At 54.0% G+C, this 20,651-nt stretch carries 19 protein-coding genes; 7 read left to right on the forward strand and 12 right to left on the reverse strand.

Annotation, left to right across the window (positions count from 1 at the left end; all coding sequences use genetic code 11):
- Nucleotides 1–129 precede the first annotated feature (129 nt).
- The gene (locus VK738_12015; GenBank protein ID HTD23374.1) at nucleotides 130–2,313 is read right to left on the reverse strand and encodes a discoidin domain-containing protein; all 2,184 of its coding nucleotides are present in this window, start codon (nucleotides 2,311–2,313) and stop codon (nucleotides 130–132) included.
- Nucleotides 2,314–2,362: 49 nt separating this feature from the next.
- Nucleotides 2,363–3,400, reverse strand: coding sequence for a hypothetical protein (locus VK738_12020; protein HTD23375.1), 1,038 nt, complete (start codon nucleotides 3,398–3,400; stop codon nucleotides 2,363–2,365).
- Nucleotides 3,401–3,721: 321 nt separating this feature from the next.
- Between VK738_12020 and VK738_12025 the strand changes: the two genes are divergently transcribed.
- Together VK738_12025 and VK738_12030 are read left to right on the forward strand one after the other, a co-directional pair.
- Nucleotides 3,722–4,243: a hypothetical protein gene (locus VK738_12025; protein HTD23376.1), complete on the forward strand. Its 522-nt coding sequence runs from the start codon at nucleotides 3,722–3,724 to the stop codon at nucleotides 4,241–4,243.
- A gap of 236 nt (nucleotides 4,244–4,479) precedes the next feature.
- Nucleotides 4,480–6,168, forward strand: coding sequence for a hypothetical protein (locus VK738_12030; GenBank protein ID HTD23377.1), 1,689 nt, complete (start codon nucleotides 4,480–4,482; stop codon nucleotides 6,166–6,168).
- Between the two features lie 105 nt (nucleotides 6,169–6,273).
- Here the strand turns inward: VK738_12030 and VK738_12035 are convergent, their stop codons facing one another.
- From VK738_12035 to VK738_12055, 5 genes are all read right to left on the reverse strand, one after another.
- The gene (locus VK738_12035) at nucleotides 6,274–7,977 is read right to left on the reverse strand and encodes a putative porin (protein ID HTD23378.1); all 1,704 of its coding nucleotides are present in this window, start codon (nucleotides 7,975–7,977) and stop codon (nucleotides 6,274–6,276) included.
- A 208-nt stretch (nucleotides 7,978–8,185) separates the two neighbouring features.
- A complete protein-coding gene (gene cysA / locus VK738_12040; GenBank protein ID HTD23379.1) occupies nucleotides 8,186–8,986 on the reverse strand; it encodes a sulfate ABC transporter ATP-binding protein in 801 nt (266 codons plus the stop codon).
- The gene (gene cysW / locus VK738_12045; GenBank protein HTD23380.1) at nucleotides 8,986–9,891 is read right to left on the reverse strand and encodes a sulfate ABC transporter permease subunit CysW; all 906 of its coding nucleotides are present in this window, start codon (nucleotides 9,889–9,891) and stop codon (nucleotides 8,986–8,988) included. Before cysW ends, cysA begins: the two co-directional genes overlap by 1 nt.
- Nucleotides 9,888–10,727 carry a sulfate ABC transporter permease subunit CysT gene (gene cysT / locus VK738_12050; protein HTD23381.1) on the reverse strand — a complete coding sequence of 280 codons (840 nt, stop codon included), beginning with the start codon at nucleotides 10,725–10,727 and terminating at the stop codon, nucleotides 9,888–9,890. Before cysT ends, cysW begins: the two co-directional genes overlap by 4 nt.
- Before the next feature lie 11 nt (nucleotides 10,728–10,738).
- Entirely contained in the window at nucleotides 10,739–11,782 is a 1,044-nt protein-coding gene (locus VK738_12055; GenBank protein HTD23382.1) for a sulfate ABC transporter substrate-binding protein, read from the reverse strand.
- An 840-nt stretch (nucleotides 11,783–12,622) separates the two neighbouring features.
- Here VK738_12055 and VK738_12060 point away from each other — a divergent pair.
- The 5 genes from VK738_12060 (at nucleotide 12,623) to VK738_12080 (ending at nucleotide 15,620) form a co-directional block, all read left to right on the forward strand.
- The gene (locus VK738_12060) at nucleotides 12,623–12,850 is read left to right on the forward strand and encodes a hypothetical protein (protein HTD23383.1); all 228 of its coding nucleotides are present in this window, start codon (nucleotides 12,623–12,625) and stop codon (nucleotides 12,848–12,850) included.
- Nucleotides 12,851–12,991: 141 nt separating this feature from the next.
- Nucleotides 12,992–13,621: a DUF4126 domain-containing protein gene (locus tag VK738_12065; GenBank protein ID HTD23384.1), complete on the forward strand. Its 630-nt coding sequence runs from the start codon at nucleotides 12,992–12,994 to the stop codon at nucleotides 13,619–13,621.
- 105 nt (nucleotides 13,622–13,726) lie between these two features.
- Nucleotides 13,727–14,341 carry a DUF47 family protein gene (locus VK738_12070; protein ID HTD23385.1) on the forward strand — a complete coding sequence of 205 codons (615 nt, stop codon included), beginning with the start codon at nucleotides 13,727–13,729 and terminating at the stop codon, nucleotides 14,339–14,341.
- A 27-nt stretch (nucleotides 14,342–14,368) separates the two neighbouring features.
- Nucleotides 14,369–15,400, forward strand: coding sequence for an inorganic phosphate transporter (locus VK738_12075; protein HTD23386.1), 1,032 nt, complete (start codon nucleotides 14,369–14,371; stop codon nucleotides 15,398–15,400).
- 37 nt (nucleotides 15,401–15,437) lie between these two features.
- Nucleotides 15,438–15,620, forward strand: a complete 183-nt coding sequence (locus VK738_12080) for a hypothetical protein (GenBank protein HTD23387.1) — start codon at nucleotides 15,438–15,440, stop codon at nucleotides 15,618–15,620.
- Between the two features lie 60 nt (nucleotides 15,621–15,680).
- Here VK738_12080 and VK738_12085 read toward each other — a convergent pair whose 3' ends face one another.
- From VK738_12085 to VK738_12105, 5 genes are all read right to left on the reverse strand, one after another.
- Entirely contained in the window at nucleotides 15,681–16,916 is a 1,236-nt protein-coding gene (locus VK738_12085) for an RtcB family protein (protein ID HTD23388.1), read from the reverse strand.
- A 118-nt stretch (nucleotides 16,917–17,034) separates the two neighbouring features.
- Nucleotides 17,035–17,256: a hypothetical protein gene (locus VK738_12090; GenBank protein HTD23389.1), complete on the reverse strand. Its 222-nt coding sequence runs from the start codon at nucleotides 17,254–17,256 to the stop codon at nucleotides 17,035–17,037.
- 534 nt (nucleotides 17,257–17,790) lie between these two features.
- Nucleotides 17,791–18,705 carry a hypothetical protein gene (locus VK738_12095; protein ID HTD23390.1) on the reverse strand — a complete coding sequence of 305 codons (915 nt, stop codon included), beginning with the start codon at nucleotides 18,703–18,705 and terminating at the stop codon, nucleotides 17,791–17,793.
- The gene (locus VK738_12100) at nucleotides 18,702–19,655 is read right to left on the reverse strand and encodes an ABC transporter ATP-binding protein (GenBank protein ID HTD23391.1); all 954 of its coding nucleotides are present in this window, start codon (nucleotides 19,653–19,655) and stop codon (nucleotides 18,702–18,704) included. The genes VK738_12095 and VK738_12100 overlap by 4 nt, the downstream gene beginning before the upstream one ends.
- A complete protein-coding gene (locus VK738_12105) occupies nucleotides 19,652–20,593 on the reverse strand; it encodes an ABC transporter permease subunit (protein ID HTD23392.1) in 942 nt (313 codons plus the stop codon). The genes VK738_12100 and VK738_12105 overlap by 4 nt, the downstream gene beginning before the upstream one ends.
- Nucleotides 20,594–20,651 lie beyond the last annotated feature (58 nt).

Raw genomic sequence — 20,651 nt, forward strand, 5'->3', positions numbered from 1 at the left:
GAACCGAGAACTGTTTTTTGATTGCTGAGCCCTGAATGATGACTTACTCCATCCCCATCCATAAGCCACTGGATTGCAATGACTTAACCCGGCATGGATTACTTAAAGTAATAGGGGGGCCACTGAGTACTACTTGGCGACTTTCCCTCGCACCACTGTGATCGAAGCCGGAGGAAGTGAATAGAGCGTGCCGTCCGTGGCGGTTACGGTTGAGACAGCTGCTGGACCATCCGGCTCGGCGAAGCCTCCCTTCTCCGTGGGATGCCACTGGTACTGGGCGCGGCCAAAGGTGGTCAACGTCACCGGACCGGAAAAATAGGTATCCGTACTGGCGCCTTCGTCTTCATTATGGAACGCGATGCGCACCGGATGAGGGTTCCATTGGTCCTTGTTAATCAGCATCAACGACCACTGGCCATCGGGACGAAGCAGCGCATAGGAGGTCACCAAAACGTTTCCGGCTTCATCGGCGACGTCGCTGGCTGCTGGGAAAACCTGCTGCGATCCGTTGCCGGGCTGCACCCATTCCAGGTTAATGAGTTGGCTGGCAAAGAACTGTGATGTGGGCTGCTGGATCACGAGGTCCTTATCCACGGTAAACAGACTGAAGGTGCCGTAGGAATCGTTGCAGCCGTGGTACATGCCCAGCGGCATGTAATGAAAATAGTAGATCCCGTTGCCGCCGGCGGTGAGGTAAGCGCCAATGTAGTCGGCCAGCCAAAGCGCGCCAAAAATATCAACGGAATTTTCCGCGGCTTGCCAGGCGATATTGGATTCGGTGATCAACATGGGGATGCCCGCGGGCACGCCATCCAACTTCCACACTTGCGTGATGTGCGTCACCAGGCGGGCCTCATCGTAGAGGCTGCTCCACTGGATCTTGCAGGGCTCCAGCGGATAGTGCTCGAAAGAGAAAAATGCCAGGTCAGACAAACGTCCATGCGCCCGCAAGTAGTTGACAAAGCGGCGCACCCAGGAGGTTTGCCCCTCGGCATCGGGCCACACTTGAATATCTTCATTCACGCCTTGAAAAGAAGGCCCGCCCAACTTTGCCGAAGGATCAACTTTATGGATCGCCGCCGCCCACTGGATGTAGAGCGCCGCGTAGTCTTCGGGCAGCATGTATTGGCCGTCGGCCTCTTCGCCCATCTCGACGTAAGAAACGGGATAGCCGCGCTTCTTGAGATACGCGATCTCATTGGCCGCGTTCTCGGGAATGTCATAGATCAGCGCGATGGGAATGATGGCGGGAAGTCCGCGGGTGTATCCACTGGTGTAGAAGAGGTCGAAACCTACCTGGTCGCGCTTCTTAGGATCAATGTCCGAAGCCTCATGCCAGGGATCAACCGATGAGCAATAGGTCGTGCTCTGGTCCTGGTCGGGAGTGTGCCGCAGCAGATCATGAAACTCGCCGTCGGCGCCAACTGTCCCAAGAAAAAGTTCGCGGATAGCATAGCCCACGCAGTTGCGGCGATCGGCCGAGCCGTGCGTATCGCAGGTGTTCGACGACTCGGTCATCAGCACGCGCAGGAAGCGGACTGGAATCGGCACGGACACAAGCTGCAGGGTCGCGTCGCCGCCGTGGCCGTCGTTAACGGCGCCGGAGGGAAACGCCTGCCACACGCCTTGGGTAGGGCGCTTGATGGGATCGTCGCCCGTCCAATACTGCACCACATAGCGCCGCGCGTAGGGCTCAGCCCACGCAATGCGGATGGCGTTGACTTGCTGCGCATTGGCCAAATCGAGGATGACCCACTGCGGATGCAGCGCGTCATCTTCACCCGTGAACGCCTTGCTGAGATATGGATTGCTCTTCCAATAACTGTTGAGGTCACCATCAGTCATGCGGGAGTAGCCGTCGTTTCCTGTGCCATCGTTGCGCGTAAATCCGCGATGCGGCAACGGATAGCCGTACGAGTGCTGGATCGGTTCCGTGGATGTCGGGTTGCCGGTGAAATATCCTTTGCCGGCAGGATCGCTGTGATCACTCCATGTCCCTTGCGGATTCCAGTGCCAGGCTTCAACAAACAGTTCGGTATTCTGGCGATAGCTGACCGGTTGCCATCCTGCGGAAAGCACTTTGCTCATGGTCGCGGGATTGATGAGTTTATCGATCGCGCCCGCGGGCAGGCGATCAATCCCGGCTCCGAGGGTCTGGGTCGGGATAAAAGAATTGGTTGCATGTCCCGGCGTGGCATCAACTCGGACGGTGTGAACGGCAGGTGCTGGTGTAGGTTGAGACTGCGTTGCGGCCTCGGACACGAAGCCGAATACGACAATGAATAACAGGACGGCAAAGCGTTTAGTTGGCAAAGCAATCTCCCTCGTTGAAGAATATTTATGTCAAACCGGGCCATCGTAACTATTGCTCGGGTCTCCAGAACATCATGCGCAGAGTTCCCTGCGTGACCTGTCTGCAAGTAGTCTTTTCCCGGCCCACCCTGGGCACCGATATCAGAATGCCCTCCATGTCAGTATCAAAGGTGAGCTCCGCGGTAAAAGCAACCCAAATTGGCTCACAGCCATTGTCGTAGATAAATTGGATTTCTCCGCTGAGCTTTGTACCGTCAATCGTGATATTGCGAAAGTGCAATCCATCAGGATCAGCAGTCTTGAAGCTTAGTTGATTGATACGTTGGACCGCTACATAAGACATGCCTCCGTGTTTCCAGGCGCCTTCGAAGGTCAGGTTGGCCAATGATTTCTTCATAGGCGGCAGAAGGTTTGTCTCCAGGTCCGTGAGCGCATCCTTTATCTTCGACTGGCTGCCGGTGAGTTCGCGCGAAGGCAGGCCGCCGGCAGAAGCTGCCGCGGCGTTCAACTGCTCAAATTGTCTTTTAGTCTCTACAAGTTTCTGAGCAAAATTCCACGGGGCAGATGCCGGGGAAAATGGATACCGGGAGGGGTTCCTGTGAACCCTCTTCTCTTCGGTCACCGCCAGGAATTCTTTTTCCAATTCACTGATCCGGTCCGCAAGATCAAATGTATCGCTCCGCCACGAACCAGGCCCATTGGGTTTCTTGTCATCCGCACTTTTTTCATACATGGCAACAGGACCAAGCACATTGGAATATGTTAGGGCTTGGCTTTCGCCTTGGGAACCATTTTGGGAACAGCCTTTACAGAATTTCACCATGCGTAGCTGAAAATCCCGGCTGCGCTGCAGTTCTTCCATTGCATCATCGGCAGATTGTCCGATGATCTGCCCCCAGCCCGGACCGGATTTTGGCGCTCCCAGGCGATATAAACGTACCTGCCATTGATATGGGTGCTCCTTCTCCGAATTTCCCCGCGCAACGGATTTGATCACGCCATCTCGCTCCACGTAGTATGCGATTTGCCCGTTCGCTGTCAGGGCAAAAGCCGACATCATACCCACGAGTAGACAAAATAAGCGCATTCAGAAGTTCTCCTGGTTTTTGGGTCTAAAAGAGCCTGCAATGCAGCCGCCAATATTAATACGATTTAATAGAGTTTTGCTTTTTAATTTTAGAGGGCTTCCGATCATCCGCGTTACGCTTAAAGACTTGCGCAAACCCTCGAATCACCTTGCGTTGCACATATTAATTTTCTGTTTAAATTTTTGTTGACAGGGCCAAAAACCAGTCTATACTTTCTGCCACCATTGACACGGTTTATTAAAACGTTTCAATCATTTGAAGTGCTGTCGGTTGTCAAAAACCGCAATGGCTAATCCCCCAACCTAAGGAGACATTTTGCTGTGAAACTCCAAAAAGCTCAACTTTGTAAATGCCTCTTTGTCTTAGGCATCTCGCTCATCGTGCTGCTGGCGCTATCGCCGGCATTTGCTGCCCCCAAGACCCTGCATGGGTTGATCACGTTGTACGGCTTTCCGGACAACTCTCCCCCCGGAAATGGAATTGCTTTTCCTATCATTCACTCCGGCGCGGGCGGCAAAGGAAGCAATGCTGACCCCATCACATTCGCCACGGCTCCGGCGGAGCACAAACCTGGCACCAGGGTCTATGTAACGGCTTTCCAGAAATATTTCATCATGGAAGATGAATGCGTCGCCTGCGACGGCGATTGGGCGAACGGCCACCATCGCCACATTGACCTGTGGACCAACAGCAATGCCCACTCCAACTTCTCGAAGGTAATCGCCTGCGAGGATACTTTGACCCAGAGCAACGGCACGTTCATCCTGAATCCTGCCACCAACCTGAAGGTCAGCTCCAAGCCGCTCTATAGCGACAGCAACGGCGGCACTTGTTTTCACTAAGAATTCGCGATCCAAAGCTTAGGGGGTTTGGCAGAGCCATGACGGCTCTTCCAGACCCCATTGTTTTGTTTTGTAGACACCAAAGATAATTTCATGCCAGCCTGTACTATCGAATCGTCTGACGAATCTAAGAATCCGGACTGGTGAAAATATTGTTTTCTTCAAGGCACTTTTTCATTTGCCACACACAGAAGCTTATTCCATCAAGCTGGGTACTGGCGGCCCGCCGGCTTCGAATGGCTCCAATTCTCGGCATAGCGATGCTGACGTGCGCGTGGGTTGTTGGAACAACGCTTTTCGGGCAAACGCCTGCCGGCCAGACCAGCGTTCTCACCTATCACTATGACAACGGCCGAACCGGACAGAACATCCATGAAACCATCCTTACACCTGCCAAGGTGAACCCGGCCCGATTCGGCAGGCTCTTTTCGCAGCCGGTGGATGGTTACATCTATGCGCAACCTCTCTACGTGCCCAAACTGGAGATTCCCGAAAAGGGACTACACAACGTTGTCTTTGTCACCACAGAAGGCGATAGCGTGTATGCTTTCGATGCTGACAGCAATACGGGAGCCAATACAAAACCGCTCTGGCAGGCCAGCCTGATTGATTCCCAGCACGGCGCGGCAGCGGGGGCCACACCGGTCAACATGCTTGCTGAGTTGCGCTGCGATGCCATAGTTCCCATGGTTGGAAGCACGAGTACGCCCGTCATTGATCTCAGCACCAACACGATATATGTGGAGAGCTTCTCCAAAGAGGGCGGGCACTTCGTGCATCGCCTGCATGCACTGGACATTCAGCGTGGAACAGAAAAAGCACCCGGACCTGTCGTGATTACAGCCAACGTTCCGGGCGAAGGCGCCGGCGGCACGAACGGCATGATTACTTTTGATGCGCTGCATCAGCTCAATCGTCCTGGACTTGCGCTGGTGAATGGAACCATCTACATTGCCTATTCCTCACACTGCGACCGATCACCAGCCCATGGCTGGATTTTTGCCTATGACGCGGCCACTCTGGCGCAAAAAAGCGTGTTCATCACTACACCAAATGGCCTGCACGGAGGGATTTGGATGAGCGGTGCAGCCCCAGCCGTAGACTCGGCGGGCAATATCTTCCTTACGACCGGCAACGGCACCTTCGACCCGGCGCAGGTTCGAACGACGGAATTGAGCAACGCTCTTCTCAAGCTCACTTTCAAAAACGATGAACTAAACGTGCTTGATTACTTCATTCCCTATGATTATGCGCGCTTGAACCGCCACGACCAGGACATAAGTGCGGGCGGCGTCTTGCTGCTTCCCGATCAACCGGGCAAGCATCCGCACATGCTGGCGGTTGCCGGCAAAGCGGGGACTATCTATCTGATTGACCGAGACCAGATGACCACGGATGACCAGCATCTGTGCGGCAAGGGCTGCACCTCCGACTCGGAGATTGTGCAAGAGATTCCACAAGCCCTCAACAGCATGTTCGGTATGCCCGCCTACTGGAACAACACCCTCTACTTCTGTGGAGGTGGTGACGTGCTGAAGGCGTTCTCGTTGCGCGACGGATTGTTGCGCACCACGCCCGGTTCGACTTCGCGAGAGACTTACGAATACCCCGGCGCAAATATTTCAGTCTCGGCCAACGGCAACATGGATGGCATCGTTTGGACATTGCAGACGGGTGCTTATGAATCCAAAGGTCCCGGCGTTTTAAGGGCCTATGACGCGAACGACGTTTCTCAAACGCTTTATTCGAGCAATGTGATCAGAACCAGAGACAATCCGGGCGGCGCGGTGAAGTTCTCTGTTCCTACCGTCGTAAATGGAAAAGTTTATGTAGGAGCGGCGGGATGTTTGAGCGTCTATGGGCTGTTGAAGGATGCGCCAAGATCTTCGATGAACAGGAAAAAATTAAACCGCAGAGGACGCTGAGGAGCGCGGAGGTCGCGAATCGCCGTCTTGCAATCTTAAGAACGGAAGTCCGAAGAGCTGCGAGCAGCATCTTCGGACTCCGCCAGTTTATCGAATCAAATCAGCCTAGAACTTATAGATCAAATCAAACTGCAGACGATTTAAGTAAGGATCCTGTCTTCCGGCCGGCAGTCCGGGCGCCAGGGACGAATTCTGCAGGTTACGATTCAACGTGCGGCCAATCCACCAGTTGAATGCAGCTGTGGTATTGCTGCGGAGCAGCCAATTTACATAGAAACGGTTCTCCAGCACGTTGGTCGGGGCGCGTAGTTCGCTCTCATTGAACTGCGAGATGACCGCGTCTTGCTCGATGCGCATCCAGTTGTAGCCGATTTGCACGTCGTTTCTCTGCTTCTGTGCTCCCACGTTGGTATCGAACCAATAGCCTTTGTTCTGCTTCGAAGGAGCAAAGACGCTCCGCCGGGCCCGCAGGTTCTGCTGGTATTCTGCAGTCACGTGCCAGGGAAAACGCTTCCAGGGAGTAAGGATGGTGTTATCCCAGATGAAATCCGCATACTCGAATCCAGAGATGAAAGCGCGTTTCTGTGCTGTTCCCGTGCCGGCGATGAAGGTTGCATTGGTAAGGGAATTGGCGCTGTTCAATACGCGCACCGCTGGAGTGAGGGGCGGAGGAAGCGGCGTGCCCACCGCCGGAGTCAACGGATTCTGAATGCAACCGGTCGAGGTCGTGCTGGCGCAAGGCAAGACCGGGAGTGCAGCTTGCGCGATTGGGTCAGCGCCATTCCAGTTCAGCACAGTCGCGGATGGAGTTGAGGTCCAGATTTTTGCCGGTTGCAACCTCAATACCGCCTGGCCGCCGAGCGCGTTGGAATCCACGCCGCGGTTGATGCTCGTGCCTACAAGACCGCCTGCGACTTCGTTGAAAAGCAATTGCATTCCTTCGAAAGAAACATTTTTGACGATGGGATTATTGAAATCCCAGGAGAATTTTTCGGTAAAGCCTTCAGGATTCAAATCGGGATCGAAAGTAAGATCGGTGTGCTCCCAGTCGTAGGCGAACTTGCCGCCGGTGAGCTTGATCCATTTGGCAGCTTGCGGCTGGTAAATAATGTAGCCGCGATCAAAGCCAACGGCTTTACGTTCGAAAAAATTGGTAAATGTTTCGTTGGTGGAAATGGGATCGGCCAAAGAGGCTGCGCCGTTGACGTTCGCTCCTGAGGCGACGTAGATGCCGCCGATGAAATCCTCTCCCAACTTTCCTTCCACACCCACCCGCAAGCGAACGCGAGCACGATTACGGGCAACGCAGGCAGCGCAGCCGCTGTAGTTCTGAAATATGCTATCGGAGCGAAGGCGAATATCTCCGCTGATGCGGAAGCGCGACAGCACGCTCTCAACCCCGCCAATGCGCTTTTGCAGCTCTTTGTCAGAAGTTGTCTCCTGCCCTACGCTGGATTCCAGTTTGGCAACATCAGTTTTGAGGGCTACAACTGCCGTGTTGGCTTGCTCAGAGGCGGTCTCGGCGGTGGCAGCCTGAGTTTGTGCCTGGCTGGCCGTCTGCTTTGCCTGGACGTAATCCTGCTGAAATTGTGCCCCTCGCTGGTCGCGCTGCTTCAGATCTTCTATGAGTTGTTGGATTTGCTGTTGTTGAGTTGTGACGGTTTTTTCAAGCTCTTGCAGCTTGGTCAGCGTAGGGTCGACCGCATTGGCCTTTTTGTGTTGCCGTCGCAGTTTACTCTTTCCTGAATTTGCGTGCGCGTGCAAGAGTACAGGCACGGCAAGCAAGAGAAGTACTGCAAGTTTTTTCATATCGCCTCTCGGAACGGATGGTTTTTCTACAGATTTTTCTTGCTGCAAAAAGGAACAAACTTATAAATCCACTGATGAGTATTGTTAAAACAATGATGTAAGCGTATTTCCGCGCGTAGGCCTGCCTTTGTTAAGCAAGCCGCAAATGGAATTTTTTTACTAGGAAAGGGTCAACAACAAGATTGAGGCTGTGAAGTAGACTTCATGATTAGGCTTCAACCTCATATTCTTTGATTTTTGGGATTGCATCCAGATAGACAGGCGCCGGTACGGGGCCGACATTGCCAATGAACTCGGAGACAAAATCGCTCGCCGGGTGTTTATAAATTTCCTCAGGCGTGCCAATTTGTTCGATTCTGCCGTGGTTCATAATCACGATGCGGTCGGCGATTTCCATGGCCTCATCCTGGTCATGGGTAACAAAAACTGTGGTAATCGCCATCTGCTGATGAAAGAGACGCAACCAGCGCCGTAGCTCTCTTCGGACTTTGGCATCCAGCGCGCCAAAGGGTTCATCGAGCAGAAGCACCTTGGGCTCAACCGCCAGCGCCCTGGCCAGAGCAACCCGTTGCCTTTGTCCGCCGGAGAGTTGTGAAGGCAAACGCTTCTCGAGTCCGCCGAGTTGAACAAGATCCAACAACTCCAAAACCCTTTCGCGAATCTGGGTATTGCTCTGGCCAAGCTTTTTCTTGCGCACCTGCAATCCAAAAGCTACGTTCTGCAGGACGTTCATATGCTTGAACAGTGCGTAATGTTGAAAGACAAATCCAACTTGCCGGTTCTTGGGACCAATGTTGGTCATATCTTCTTCACCAAAGAATACCGAGCCGCTGTCTTGCGTCTCCAATCCGGCAATGACCCGCAGCAAGGTCGTCTTTCCGGAGCCGGAAGGCCCAAGAAGGGCCAACAACTCGCCAGCGCGGATGTCGAGGCTGACATTTTCGGAAGCCACGAAGGTTCCGAATTTCTTGTGGATGTTGCCGAGATGAATTGGAATGACGGTTAACATTACGTTTTACTCCGGAAAATGAAATCGCTGTATAGATCGGTGGTAATCCAGCGTTCGGCCATGGCCTTGAGCACCAGGCTGGCCAGGGCAAAAAGTGCCAGGATGGCAGCGATGCTGAACGCGGCTGCGGTGGCGTATTCGTTGTAGAGAAGTTCAACGTGCAGCGGAGCGGTATTGGTCTCTCCGCGAATATGGCCGGAGACGACAGAAACCGCGCCGAACTCTCCGATGGCGCGGGCCGAGCACAAAATGACCGCATAAAACAGGGCCCAGCGAATATTAGGTAGAGTCACACGCCAGAAAATCTGCCAGCCGGAGGCGCCAAGAGTTACTGCCGCCTCTTCTTCTTCATGGCCCAGAGCCTCCATCACCGGCATCAGCTCCCTGGCGATAAAAGGGAAGGTCACAAAAATCGTGGCCAGCAAAATACTGGGCCAGGCAAAGATGATCTTAATGTCATGCTGCTGCAGCCAAACCCCGAACCATCCCTGGGCGCCGAACAGGAGCACGAAGACCAACCCCGAGATCACCGGCGAAACGGAGAATGGCAGGTCTATCAGGGTCACGAGAAAACTTTTTCCCCGAAAAGAGAATTTCGTAATCGCCCAGGCGGCGGCCAATCCGAAGAGCAGGTTCAAGGCAACTGCAATGGTGGAGGTAAGCGCGGTCAGCTTGAAAGCAGCGACTGCGTCAGGATCATTGATGGCCTGCCAAAAGACAGACAGGCCCTTGGACAGCGCCTCCACGAATACGAATGCCACAGGGACCAATACCAGGAGCACCACGAAGAGACTTGCCGTACCAATAAGCAGAATGCGGGCCCACAGTGGGTCGCGATGCACAACACGACCAAACTCCTGGGTGAGAAGTTTGGTTGGGGTTTCCGCGAATATGACCTGACTCATACTCCCGCGCGCCGGAAAGCTGCGGCCCTCCCATGTTGATAAAAATTAATGAAGAGCAGTATGGAAAAAGAGATGACCAGCATGATGACGGCCAGCGCCGTAGCTCCGCTATAGTCGTACTGGTCGAGCTTGGTGATGATCAGCAAAGGAGCGATCTCAGTACGAAAAGGCAGATTGCCCGAGATGAACACTACCGAACCGTACTCGCCGGCGCCACGGGCAAAGGCAAGCGCAAAGCCCGTCAGGAGAGCCGGGAATATCTCTGGAACCAAGATCCGCCAAAACGTATGCCATCGGTTGGACCCCAATGTGGCGGCTGCTTCTTCCAGTTCAGGATCCACAGCCGCTAGTACGGGCTGAACCGTCCGCACCACAAACGGCAATCCCGTAAAAACGAGCGCGATCACAATCCCCAGAGGAGTAAATGCAACTTTGATTCCCAGCGGGGCAAGCCATTTCCCGATCCATCCGTGAGGAGCATACATCTGCGTCAAGGCAATGCCGGCCACGGCGGTGGGAAGCGCAAATGGAATATCCACCAGGGCATCTATGATTCTTTTTCCGGGAAATTTATAGCGCACCAGGACCCAGGCGATAAGGACTCCGAAGGCTGCGTTCACAGCGGCTGCCATAACGGCAGTACCAAAGCTCAGGCGGAGTGAAGCTAAAACGCGCGCCGAAGTCGCCGTTAAGTAAAACGCGTGCCACCCCATGGTGAACGTCTTGGCAAAAAGCCCCAGCAATGGAATCAGTATCATCACCGTTAAATAAGTGAGAGCAAATCCCAGCGTAAGACGAAAACCGGGCAGCACGCGTTTTGGTTTAATCTGCGTCATTTCTATAAGGGCTACTTCCCTCCCGGTGTGTATATCTGGTCGAATATTCCGCCATCGGCAAAGTGCTTGGCTTGCGTCTGCCGCCAGGTTCCATACAGTGATTGGAATGTAAACAGGTGTAAGTTCCCAAATTGCGACGCGTGTTTCGCCAATACGGTCTTATTGATGGGACGATAGAAGTTTTGCGCTATGATTTCCTGCCCTTGGTCGGTGTAGAGAAAAGACAGATAGGCCTTAGCGACTTCTGCTGTCCCTTTTTTGTTGACCATCTTATCTACGACAGCGACCGGCGGCTCGGCCAGAATGCTCTCCGACGGGGAGACGATTTCGAACTTGTCGGGCCCAAATTCCTTCAACGCCAGATGGGCTTCATTTTCCCAGGCGAGCAGAACGTCCCCGATTTCACGCTCTGCAAAGGTCGTGGTAGAGCCGCGCGCGCCTGAATCCAGAACGGGAACATTCTTATAAAGCGCGGCCACAAAGTCGCGGGCTTTGGCCTCATCGTTTCCGTTTTTGCGATACGCGTAGCCCCAGGCCGCAAGATAGCTCCAGCGTCCGCCACCCGAGGTTTTGGGGTTGGGAGTGATGACCTGGACGCCGGGTTTGATTACGTCCGGCCAATCTTTTATGTTTTTTGGATTTCCTTTGCGTACCAGGAAGACGATGGTCGAGGTGTAGGGTGCGCTGTCGTTAGGAAATCTAGTTTGCCAATCCTGGGGGAGAAGACCTTTATCGGCTAGAGCGTCAATGTCATACCCCAAACCGAGGGTCACCACATCAGCCTCAAGACCGTCAATGACGGCACGCGCCTGCTTGCCGGAACCGCCATTGGAGAGATCGATGGTGACATCAGTGCCGGTCTTTTTCTTCCACTCGGCAGCAAATGCAGGGTTGATATGTTGGTACAGTTCGCGCGTGGGATCGTAAGAAACATTCAGCAACTTCACTTGCGTTTGAGATTTATCTGCTGCTACTATCCAAAACCTGCTTGCTGCTGCCAGCAATACCCCAGCTACCAGTAAGGCAGGCACAAAAATCTTCAAAATCGTTTTCATTCCTTAGGGTTCCTTCGTTCTTTATCAGCTAAAAAGCAACGGCCTGGAGCGCTGCTCCAGGCCGTTGAGGATTCGTGATTGCGATTCAGGAAGTTACTTCAACATCGTATGGCTCTCCTATCGCACCATTCGCTCCGCAACGGCTGGCGACAACAACAACACGCTGCCATGCTGGTCTGAGTGCGATTTTGGGCTGCCATTTTCATAACTATTTCCGCTTATGTATCAGGGTGTTGCCGGCTAAATCTCTTAGAAATCCTTCTGCAAAACTAAAAACCCACTCGTTTCGTTTGCGAGTGGGTCTCTAAAATCTTAATTTATAAAGAAATCAGGGGAGTTCCCACAGCGCCGTTGACACACAACACGCAGCCATACAACAACAGCGCTCTTCGATTGAACTCACACCAATCATGATGGCTAAGGCTAAATGAAGGGTGGGCCGATTGTCAAACTCCCAGAATCGGGGGCCTTACGCGGCCCCTGCCGCATTCGAGATCATCCGAGCTTTTTTGAAACGGCTTATATCAACAGTAAGTCTTTTATAATCAATAATATAATTTGGATTCCAGGCTGTTAAAACCGGTCTAAAGATCGGCTTCATGACCCCTGAAGAGCAACTTTTGGTATTGAATTTGCTTCAAAATAACCTTATAATACTTAGTTTTTTAGCAGTAGTTTGGAAGCACAGAAGCGTCTTGAATTCTGTTTCAAAAACAACCGTTGGTAACTAGTTCAAAAGAAAAAATTTACGGGTTCTGTGAATCCAATAGGGCTCTTCTGGAATCCAATCTATACGACTCTTTCATAAATTGCTTAATTTTAAGGTGGAATAAATAAATCATGGCAAAACGTCGCGGAAATCCTAACTGGGGCAAACCCGAGCCGATTGGCCCGATCATCCCCGTTGTAACCTCTTTCGAGCAGGCTGTAAAAGAGTTTAAGCTGTCCCCTGACCAATATCAGCGCTCTATTCGCTTGCGCGAGTGGGCTCGCCGGAACAAGAACTCCAAGTACATTCCTGAACCGTTGCTTCAGGCTTGGGGTTTTGAAATCGAGAACACTCTGTAAACAAACTACCGAATGAAAAAGGCCGTCTGCGGACGGCCTTTTTCATTTGCGCTCTCCACCTTTACCCGCTTGAGCCGATCTAGTCTCCCTTCAACTGCAAAAAAGCCGTACTATAGTACGGAGCTGATGGGAGTTTTCGGCATGACTTCGATGACGCTGCCCGCTTTCGAGAACCGGGAAATCCTGGCAATCGTCGTAGGGGCCAGCTTTGCGGCCGGACTTAATGTTTATGCCACTGTCGCCACCCTCGGCCTGCTGGGACATTTCGATGTTGTTCCCCTGCCGCCCTCATTGCACGTTTTGACGAGTTGGTGGGTCATAGGGCCGGCCACGGCCATGTTCGTGGTCGAATTCTTTGCCGATAAAGTCCCAGCTTTTGACTTGGTGTGGAATGCACTGCACACTTTTATCCGCATACCCGTGGCCGCACTCATGGGATACGCGGCAACATCGCAGCTTTCTCCACAGGCGCAGCTCTTCAGTGCACTGCTGGCTGCTGCAATTGCTTTTGCTGCGCACAGCGGAAAATTTGCGGCCCGCGCAGCCATAACGCCCTCGCCTGAACCAGCCTCCAACATTGCGCTTAGCGCGGGAGAAGATGCCATTGCGATTGCGCTTACCTGGTTTGCTACAGCTCATCCGTATATAGCGGCGGCATTGGTTGCCATTGCGCTGGTCATGGTGATTGTGTTGGTCCATCTGGTCTGGAAGGCCATGGTCAAGCTGTTCCGCGGCCTGCGAAATCAATTTGCAAAGTGGGCGTTGGTCTGACTCTGACTAGCCACATTCGCCCCCGGCTGCTATAGTTTTGCTCTAACTCTTAAGGCTATACGCGATTGATTGCCCTAATCTACAAAGACAAGGACATATAACTTCATGGTTCGTCTGGTTCCACGTGAAACTAAGTTCTTCGAGATGTTCGCTGCCATGTCGGCCAATCTTATGCAGGGTGCGGTACTGCTGAAAAACATTCTCGATACGATGGAAAATGTTGAAGTACGCGTACAGCAATTGCATGATATTGAGCACGTGGGTGATGACATTACCCATTCGATTCTCACCAAACTCAATTCGACTTTCATTACACCTTTTGACCGGGAAGATATTCACCGGCTGGCGACATCACTGGATGATGTTCTGGATTTTATCCATGCGGCCGGGGAACGGCTGGTGATGTACAAAATTCTCACTGCGCCGCCTTCATCATCAGAGCTGGCACAAGTGATCATCAAACAGTGCGAAGAACTGTCCAAGGCGGTTTCGCTGCTGGAAAAACACGATCATGTCCTGGAGCACTGCGTGGAAATCAACCGCCTGGAAAATGAAGCGGACACCATTGCGCGTGATTCCATTGCCCGGCTGTTTGAACGCGAAAAAGATCCGATTACATTGATCAAGATGAAAGAGTTGTACGAAGTGCTGGAGACTGCCACTGACAAAGCAGAAGATGCAGCTAATGTACTTGAAACTGTAGTTTTGAAGAGCGCCTGATCCCAGTTCTGACCGAGGTCGAACTTTTTGCATCTGAACAGTACACTGATTCTTACCGCCGTCACCGTCCTGGTAGCATTGTCTTTTGATTTCATCAACGGGTTCCATGATGCAGCCAACAGTATTGCCACAGTCGTCTCTACTCGAGTACTTTCACCCAAGCTAGCGGTGGTGTGGGCCGCTTTTTTCAATTTTGCGGCTGCGTTTGTGCTGGGGATCGCCGTGGCCAAGACCATCGGCAAGGGCTTGATCGACTTACACCATGTAACCCAGTTTGTGGTGCTTGCGGGATTACTGGGCGCCATTATCTGGGACTTGATGACCTGGTATTGGGGGCTGCCCACTTCTTCCTCGCATGCGCTGATCGGTGGATATGCCGGCGCAGCTATTGCCCGCGGCGGGTTCAGCGTAATTATTCCTGCGGGATGGAACAAAACGCTGATCTTTATCATCGTCTCTCCTTTGTTGGGATTTCTGCTCGGTCTGGGATTGATGGTGGCCACCTCGTGGATTCTGCGCCGCGCGACTCCGCGGCAGGTAGACCGATGGTTTCGCTGGCTGCAATTGGTGTCTTCGGCCGGCGTCAGCCTGGCACATGGCGGTAATGACGCTCAGAAAACCATGGGGATCGTCGCGGGTGCGCTCTTTGCCGGCGGTTACATCACGCAAACGGAGATGAATACCGACTGGGGCCCCTTTCACTATCCCATCATTTTTGGGGCGTATATCGCCATCGCCCTGGGAACCTACTTCGGGGGATGGCGCATTATTCGCACCATGGGAACAAAAATCACCAAGCTCAAACCAGTGGGCGGATTCTGCGCCGAGACCGCCGCCGCCATCACCCTGATGGGCACGGCGTTGACCGGAATCCCGGTGAGCACCACGCATACGATTACCGGCGCGATTGTGGGAGTGGGATCGACGCAGCGCGTCTCCGCTGTGCGCTGGGGAGTTGCACGGCGCATCGTCTGGGCATGGGTGCTTACCATACCCGCCGCGGCGCTCATGGCCGCAATTGTTTTTTGGCTTATCCGATTGGTGCATCGCGGAGCGTAAGCGTTCAGCGAGCCTCCCAGATACGTTACAATGCCGCATGCTCAGACCTATTAGCGATGAATTGCTGCAACCTGGTTATTACATCGGATGGGGGACACTGGCCCTGATCAACGCCGGAATCGCCCAGGGGAAAAACCGCAGCGGACTTCTTTGGTTCATTCTCTCGATCCTCTTTGGCCCGCTGGCTACGTTTATTTTGGTACTGCTGCCGAAGGCATAGCTTTTAGCTTTTAGCTTTGACTCTGCGAAGCTGCCAAAATATGCGCAGCTTCGCAGCTATCTATCCCTTCACGCAGACCACCTGCTTGAGCGTGTACACAATCTCAACCAGATCTTTCTGCGCTTCCATCACCGCGGAGATAGGCTTGTAGGCGCCGGGAGTTTCATCAATCACATCAGCATCCTTGCGGCATTCAACGCCCGCAGTGGCTGCCGCGTGATCGGCCAGCGTGAATTTACGCTTGGCCTCGCCGCGGGACATGGCACGGCCCGCGCCGTGGCTGCAGCTCATGAAGCTCTCCGGATTTCCCAAACCGCGCACGATGAACGACTGCGCCCCCATGCTGCCGGGGATGATGCCCATATCGCCTTCACGCGCACGCACGGCGCCCTTGCGGGTCACCATGACGTTCTGGCCGTAGTGGTTCTCCCAGGCAACGTAGTTGTGGTGGCAGTTCACCGCCTCCACGTTGGCGTCGAAGGCGGGCACTTCTCCGCTCTCGCGCACCGTGCGGATGATGTTGCTCATCATCAACTGGCGATTCGAGAAGGCAAAGTCCTGCGCCCACTTCACGGCGAAGCAGTAGTCGTGGAAGTGTTCGGTGCCCTCAGGCAGGTAGGCCAGGTCCTCGTCGGGAAGATTGATCATCCACTTGCGCATATCTTCCTTGGCAAGCTCAATGAAAAATGTCCCCACACGGTTGCCCACGCCACGCGATCCACTGTGCAGCATGAACCAGACGTTCTGGCTTTCATCGAGGCAAACCTCGATGAAGTGGTTCCCTGTGCCCAGCGTGCCCAGGTGGTTCACGGTATTAGCGTGCTTGGCGCTCAGCTTGGGATGCTTGGCGGTGATCTGCTCGAATCCTTCCTTGAGCTTGCCCCAGATATCCTGCGCCGGCGCGGGGATCTCGTACCATGCGCCGCGGTCTCCGGGGCCTCCGTTGTTGGTGCGTCCGTGGGGCACGGCCTTCTCGATTGCCGAGCGGATCTTCGCCAGGTTGTCAGGCAGATCGCGGGCGTTCAGGCTGGTCTTCACCGCCATCATGCCGCAGCCGATATCCACGCCAACGGCGGCAGGAATGATCGCGCCCTTGGTGGGAATTACGCTGCCCACAGTTGCGCCGATGCCCCAGTGCACGTCGGGCATGGCGGCCATCCACTTGTAGATGAACGGCAGGCTGGCCACGTTGAGCAACTGCTTTTCAGCAGCAGCTTCCAGGGCAACGCCGCGCGTCCAGGCCTTGATAGGCACGCCGTGTTCAGGTTTGATTACGTTGTACAGTTTTTCAGTCATAACTTTCTCTTTTCGCTTCGTTCACCACTCGTCTAAGCTCGCCGGTTTCAGCGCTCGCCTCGCACTCACTTCATCATTACTCCCCCACCCCCCATTACTTGGAGTAGTTCATGCCAAGTTAACTCATTTCAATCCAATGACATGCGGCACCCATCGGAGTAATGACTCGGATACAAGTCCTCAGTTGCTCTTTATAAGGCCCTTGAATAGGAACGCCGTGTTCGGGTTTGATTACGTCGTACAGTTTTTCAGTCATAACTTTTACTTCCATTCCCGTTTTCCACCCACCCACTTGCTGGATAGCCGACTTCAACGCTAAGTCATTAAAAACAAATGACATATATCCTCATTTACTCCCACTTGCTGGTAGTGGGGCTGCAATTCATTGATAACCGCTGCAAACCCTCAGCTTTTGGCTCGGGCACCCTGATCCACTGACTCAAGACGCAGCTCAAGAAAATGATAAGCGACAACGCCTTGAAGACCAACAGTTTGATACCATTTTGATACCTCTCTCACAGCCAAAGCTCTGCAGCCGTAAAGGCACTCGCTTTTGCCCAAGAAACATTTCGGCAGAACCTTGCCCTTTTGGAGCTTCTTTTTAGTTGTTGAGATTTGCGTAGGAAAGTGCGCCGAGGATACCGCTTTGATCTAGCTGCGATAATTGGACGCCCGGGCGCCCGCAAAGCCGGAGTGCGGCTTTGTTGGCCTACGCAATAAGGTTTGCGTTTTTTGTTTCATAACGGGCGTTTCCTACGCGAGTATGAGAATAGCACAACAAAAGCAAACCACAAAGGACACTAAGGATGAACCACGAAGGGCACAAAGGACCACAGCTTTCCTTGCGCCTTACACCTTGGGCCTTGCACCTGCTTTATTGTTCGCTGCTGTAGCTGATCTCGAGCGTGCGGCTGCGGATACAGGCGACGGCCAGTGCGACCGACGCCAGCAGCAGAAGCCCTAGCACAGTGGCCCAGGCGGCGACGGGTTCTGTGACCACCGTGAGCAAGGCCAGGATGCCATCTGAGGGGGCGTTCACCGGACAGAGGTGCTTGAGATAGAACGAGACGCTCAACCTCTGCAGCATGGCGGGAAAAATTCCGCTGAAGGTCTCCCATCCCAGCATGACGATTCCGGGAATAATCGGGTTCTTGAAGATGATGGTGAGCGTAAGGAAGATCGCCCCATAACCGATGCAGGCCAGGGCGGTGATGCCGAGATATGCCGCCAGTTGCGCGAGGCCAGGTCCGTGAAAAACGTAGTCAAATCCGGCGGACCTGACGTGCCAATAGACCAGTACGAATGAGAGCAACACGCCCGCACCAAACGTTAGCGTCGCCATCAATACCCCTGCCAGAAACTTGCCGATGATCAGCAGCTCGCGCCGCAGCGGGGCAAGAAACGAGTAATGCAACGTGCGCTGCACGATCTGGCCGCGAAACAGCCAGGTGAAAACTCCCATGACGCCAAAGAAAATCCCGAGGCGCAGGTAGTAGAGTTGGAAGATGCCGGCAAACATGGTGGTCTCTTCGTCCAAATAGGACTGGAAGGTGCGGGCAAGCGACGCATTCCCATATGCGTTGCAGTTCAGGCACGGGATTTGCAGGACATATATCCCGAGAATCACAACGGGAGCAAAAGCCAGCAAATAGATCGCTGCGGCCCGCAGGCTGAAGAGATTATGTTTCAATTCCTGCCGCACGACGGCCATTACCTGGTGGCCCCAGAGCCGCCAGGGCTGACGGGTAATCCATGTGCGCGCGCCTGAACTATTGCTCGCCTGACTCATATGCGCTCTCCATCGGAACCGATTAAATACTGATACACCGAGTTCACATCATCATCGGCGGGAGCGACGGCTTCGACTTGGATGCCATCTTCGACGATGAGGCGGTTCAGCAGCGAATAGAACTCGTCGGCATTGGTGGTGCGAATCAAGATGCCTTTGCCATCGAGTTGCAGTTTGGCTTCGACTGCATGGTTCTGGGCAAAGACGCGCGAGGCCAGCAGCTCGGGCTGGGCGCAGCGAACCAGAATCTGCATAGGATGTTCTTTGACTTCGGTGCGGACATCGGGGATCTTACCCTCGGCCACGATGTATCCGCTGCTGATGAGCACAACTTCATCGGAGATGCGATCCACCTCATGCAGGATGTGGCTCGAGATCACCACATGCATGCCCTCTTTGCCCAAGGCCTCGAATAGCGCCATGGAAGCGGCGCGGGCCCGGGGATCGAGACCATTCAGGGGTTCATCGAGAATGAGGACCGTGGGATGATGGCTGATGGCCTGGGCCAAACGAATACGCTGGCGCATGCCTTTGCTGTATCCGGCAACTTTGCGGTCGGCGGCTTCGGTCAGTTCCACGCGTGCCAGAGCATCTTCAGTAAGGCGGCCGGCTTCCTGATGGTTGAAGCCGTGCAAGCGCAGCCAGTCGTGAATAAATTCGCGTCCGGTGAGGCCTGGCGGAAAGGAGTCAAACTGGGTGCAGTAGCCGAGCACGCGGGCAAGCTTTTCCGGTTGCGAAGGAGCGATTCCCAGAACGCTGATGGCGCCGTTGGTTGGCCTGATGAGGCCGGTCATCAGGTTCATGAGCGTGGTCTTTCCCGAGCCGTTGGGTCCTACCAGGCTTGTGACTCCGGCCGACAACGAAAGGTTCACGCGGTTCACGCCCAGAACCTCGCCGTAAAACTTGGAGACATTTTCGAACAGAATGCGATTTTGAGTAGGTACGCTCATCCGCGCACGACCTCACGGGCGCGTAAGCGGCGGTTCAACAGCAACAAGCATAGTGAACAAACCACGAGAACAACCATCCAGGCCTGCCACAGGGGAATGGGCGGCGGTAGAAGCGGAACCACTGCTCCTGGAGGCAAGTGGGGATGTCTGGCGTGAGGATTTGCTGCCGCAACCTCCTGCCCTAAACGAAACAGGCTTGGCCATATCACGCCGAAGATGAGGTGAGCGATATTCAGAAGGTGTCCCCGGGTGGTGCTCAGAATGCCGTTGATCATCTCAGCGAAAGCTGCAGCCACAAAGAAGATGCCAAACAGAAGTACGCTGGCCACAATGCGCCAACGCACCCAGGCGGAGATGGCCAGCGACAGAAGAGAGATAACGATGATCCATAAAATACCGGAGAGGAAGATGGAACCCATCATCCAGTAGTTCTCCGCGAACCAGCCGGCGTCGGCCAGACCAGACTGCAACCCGAAAAGCAGCAGCACCGGCAACCAGGTAATGGATGAGAGCAGGAGGAAGAGCACACCCATCTTGCCCAGCACGTACTCGGCACGCGAGAAGGGGCGCGAGAGATACAAAGGCAAAGCCTGGTTGGCCAAGTCAGGCGCCACCAATCCGGGACCCGCCCAGGCGGTTATGAGAAATGCGAACATGCCCTGATTCATCAGGATCTGGCGAAAGAACCTGGGATCGATTTCAACAAGGGTCCGCCCGACATCGTTCATCTGGAGCAGAGCACGCGCCGCGGCGCTGTGACTCAGATAGATCACAACCGCGGAAAGAAGCAGCGGTATCGCCGAAAGCACCACAAAGGCGGTAAACGGGCGCGAGTCGAAGAGGGTAGAGAGTGAATAGCGCGTCAGGACCAGGAAGCGCGACCATTGCGCGGTAAGCTGGCCGTCGTAACGGCGATAGGTTCGTTTATAGACGGCCATTTGGGACTGTCCCTTTTAATCTTGCGTAAGTAATTTGCTGCTCAACAGAGGCCGGGGC

It is taken from the genome of Terriglobales bacterium, from assembly GCA_035487355.1.
Classification (GTDB): domain Bacteria; phylum Acidobacteriota; class Terriglobia; order Terriglobales; family Acidobacteriaceae; genus QIAW01.

Excerpts from the sequence above, each read along its gene's own strand:
- cysT (HTD23381.1), bottom strand. The coding sequence starts at position 10,727 with ATGACGCAGATTAAACCAAAACGCGTGCTGCCCGGTTTTCGTCTTACG.
- VK738_12080 (HTD23387.1), top strand. The coding sequence starts at position 15,438 with ATGCTCAGACCTATTAGCGATGAATTGCTGCAACCTGGTTATTACATC.
- VK738_12095 (HTD23390.1), bottom strand. The coding sequence starts at position 18,705 with ATGAGTCAGGCGAGCAATAGTTCAGGCGCGCGCACATGGATTACCCGT.
- VK738_12030 (HTD23377.1), top strand. The coding sequence starts at position 4,480 with ATGGCTCCAATTCTCGGCATAGCGATGCTGACGTGCGCGTGGGTTGTT.
- cysW (HTD23380.1), bottom strand. The coding sequence starts at position 9,891 with ATGAGTCAGGTCATATTCGCGGAAACCCCAACCAAACTTCTCACCCAG.
- VK738_12065 (HTD23384.1), top strand. The coding sequence starts at position 12,992 with ATGACTTCGATGACGCTGCCCGCTTTCGAGAACCGGGAAATCCTGGCA.
- VK738_12035 (HTD23378.1), bottom strand. The coding sequence starts at position 7,977 with ATGAAAAAACTTGCAGTACTTCTCTTGCTTGCCGTGCCTGTACTCTTG.
- VK738_12105 (HTD23392.1), bottom strand. The coding sequence starts at position 20,593 with ATGGCCGTCTATAAACGAACCTATCGCCGTTACGACGGCCAGCTTACC.
- VK738_12060 (HTD23383.1), top strand. The coding sequence starts at position 12,623 with ATGGCAAAACGTCGCGGAAATCCTAACTGGGGCAAACCCGAGCCGATT.
- VK738_12085 (HTD23388.1), bottom strand. The coding sequence starts at position 16,916 with ATGACTGAAAAACTGTACAACGTAATCAAACCTGAACACGGCGTGCCT.
- VK738_12055 (HTD23382.1), bottom strand. The coding sequence starts at position 11,782 with ATGAAAACGATTTTGAAGATTTTTGTGCCTGCCTTACTGGTAGCTGGG.
- VK738_12100 (HTD23391.1), bottom strand. The coding sequence starts at position 19,655 with ATGAGCGTACCTACTCAAAATCGCATTCTGTTCGAAAATGTCTCCAAG.
- VK738_12070 (HTD23385.1), top strand. The coding sequence starts at position 13,727 with ATGGTTCGTCTGGTTCCACGTGAAACTAAGTTCTTCGAGATGTTCGCT.
- VK738_12020 (HTD23375.1), bottom strand. The coding sequence starts at position 3,400 with ATGCGCTTATTTTGTCTACTCGTGGGTATGATGTCGGCTTTTGCCCTG.
- cysA (HTD23379.1), bottom strand. The coding sequence starts at position 8,986 with ATGTTAACCGTCATTCCAATTCATCTCGGCAACATCCACAAGAAATTC.
- VK738_12090 (HTD23389.1), bottom strand. The coding sequence starts at position 17,256 with ATGTCATTTGTTTTTAATGACTTAGCGTTGAAGTCGGCTATCCAGCAA.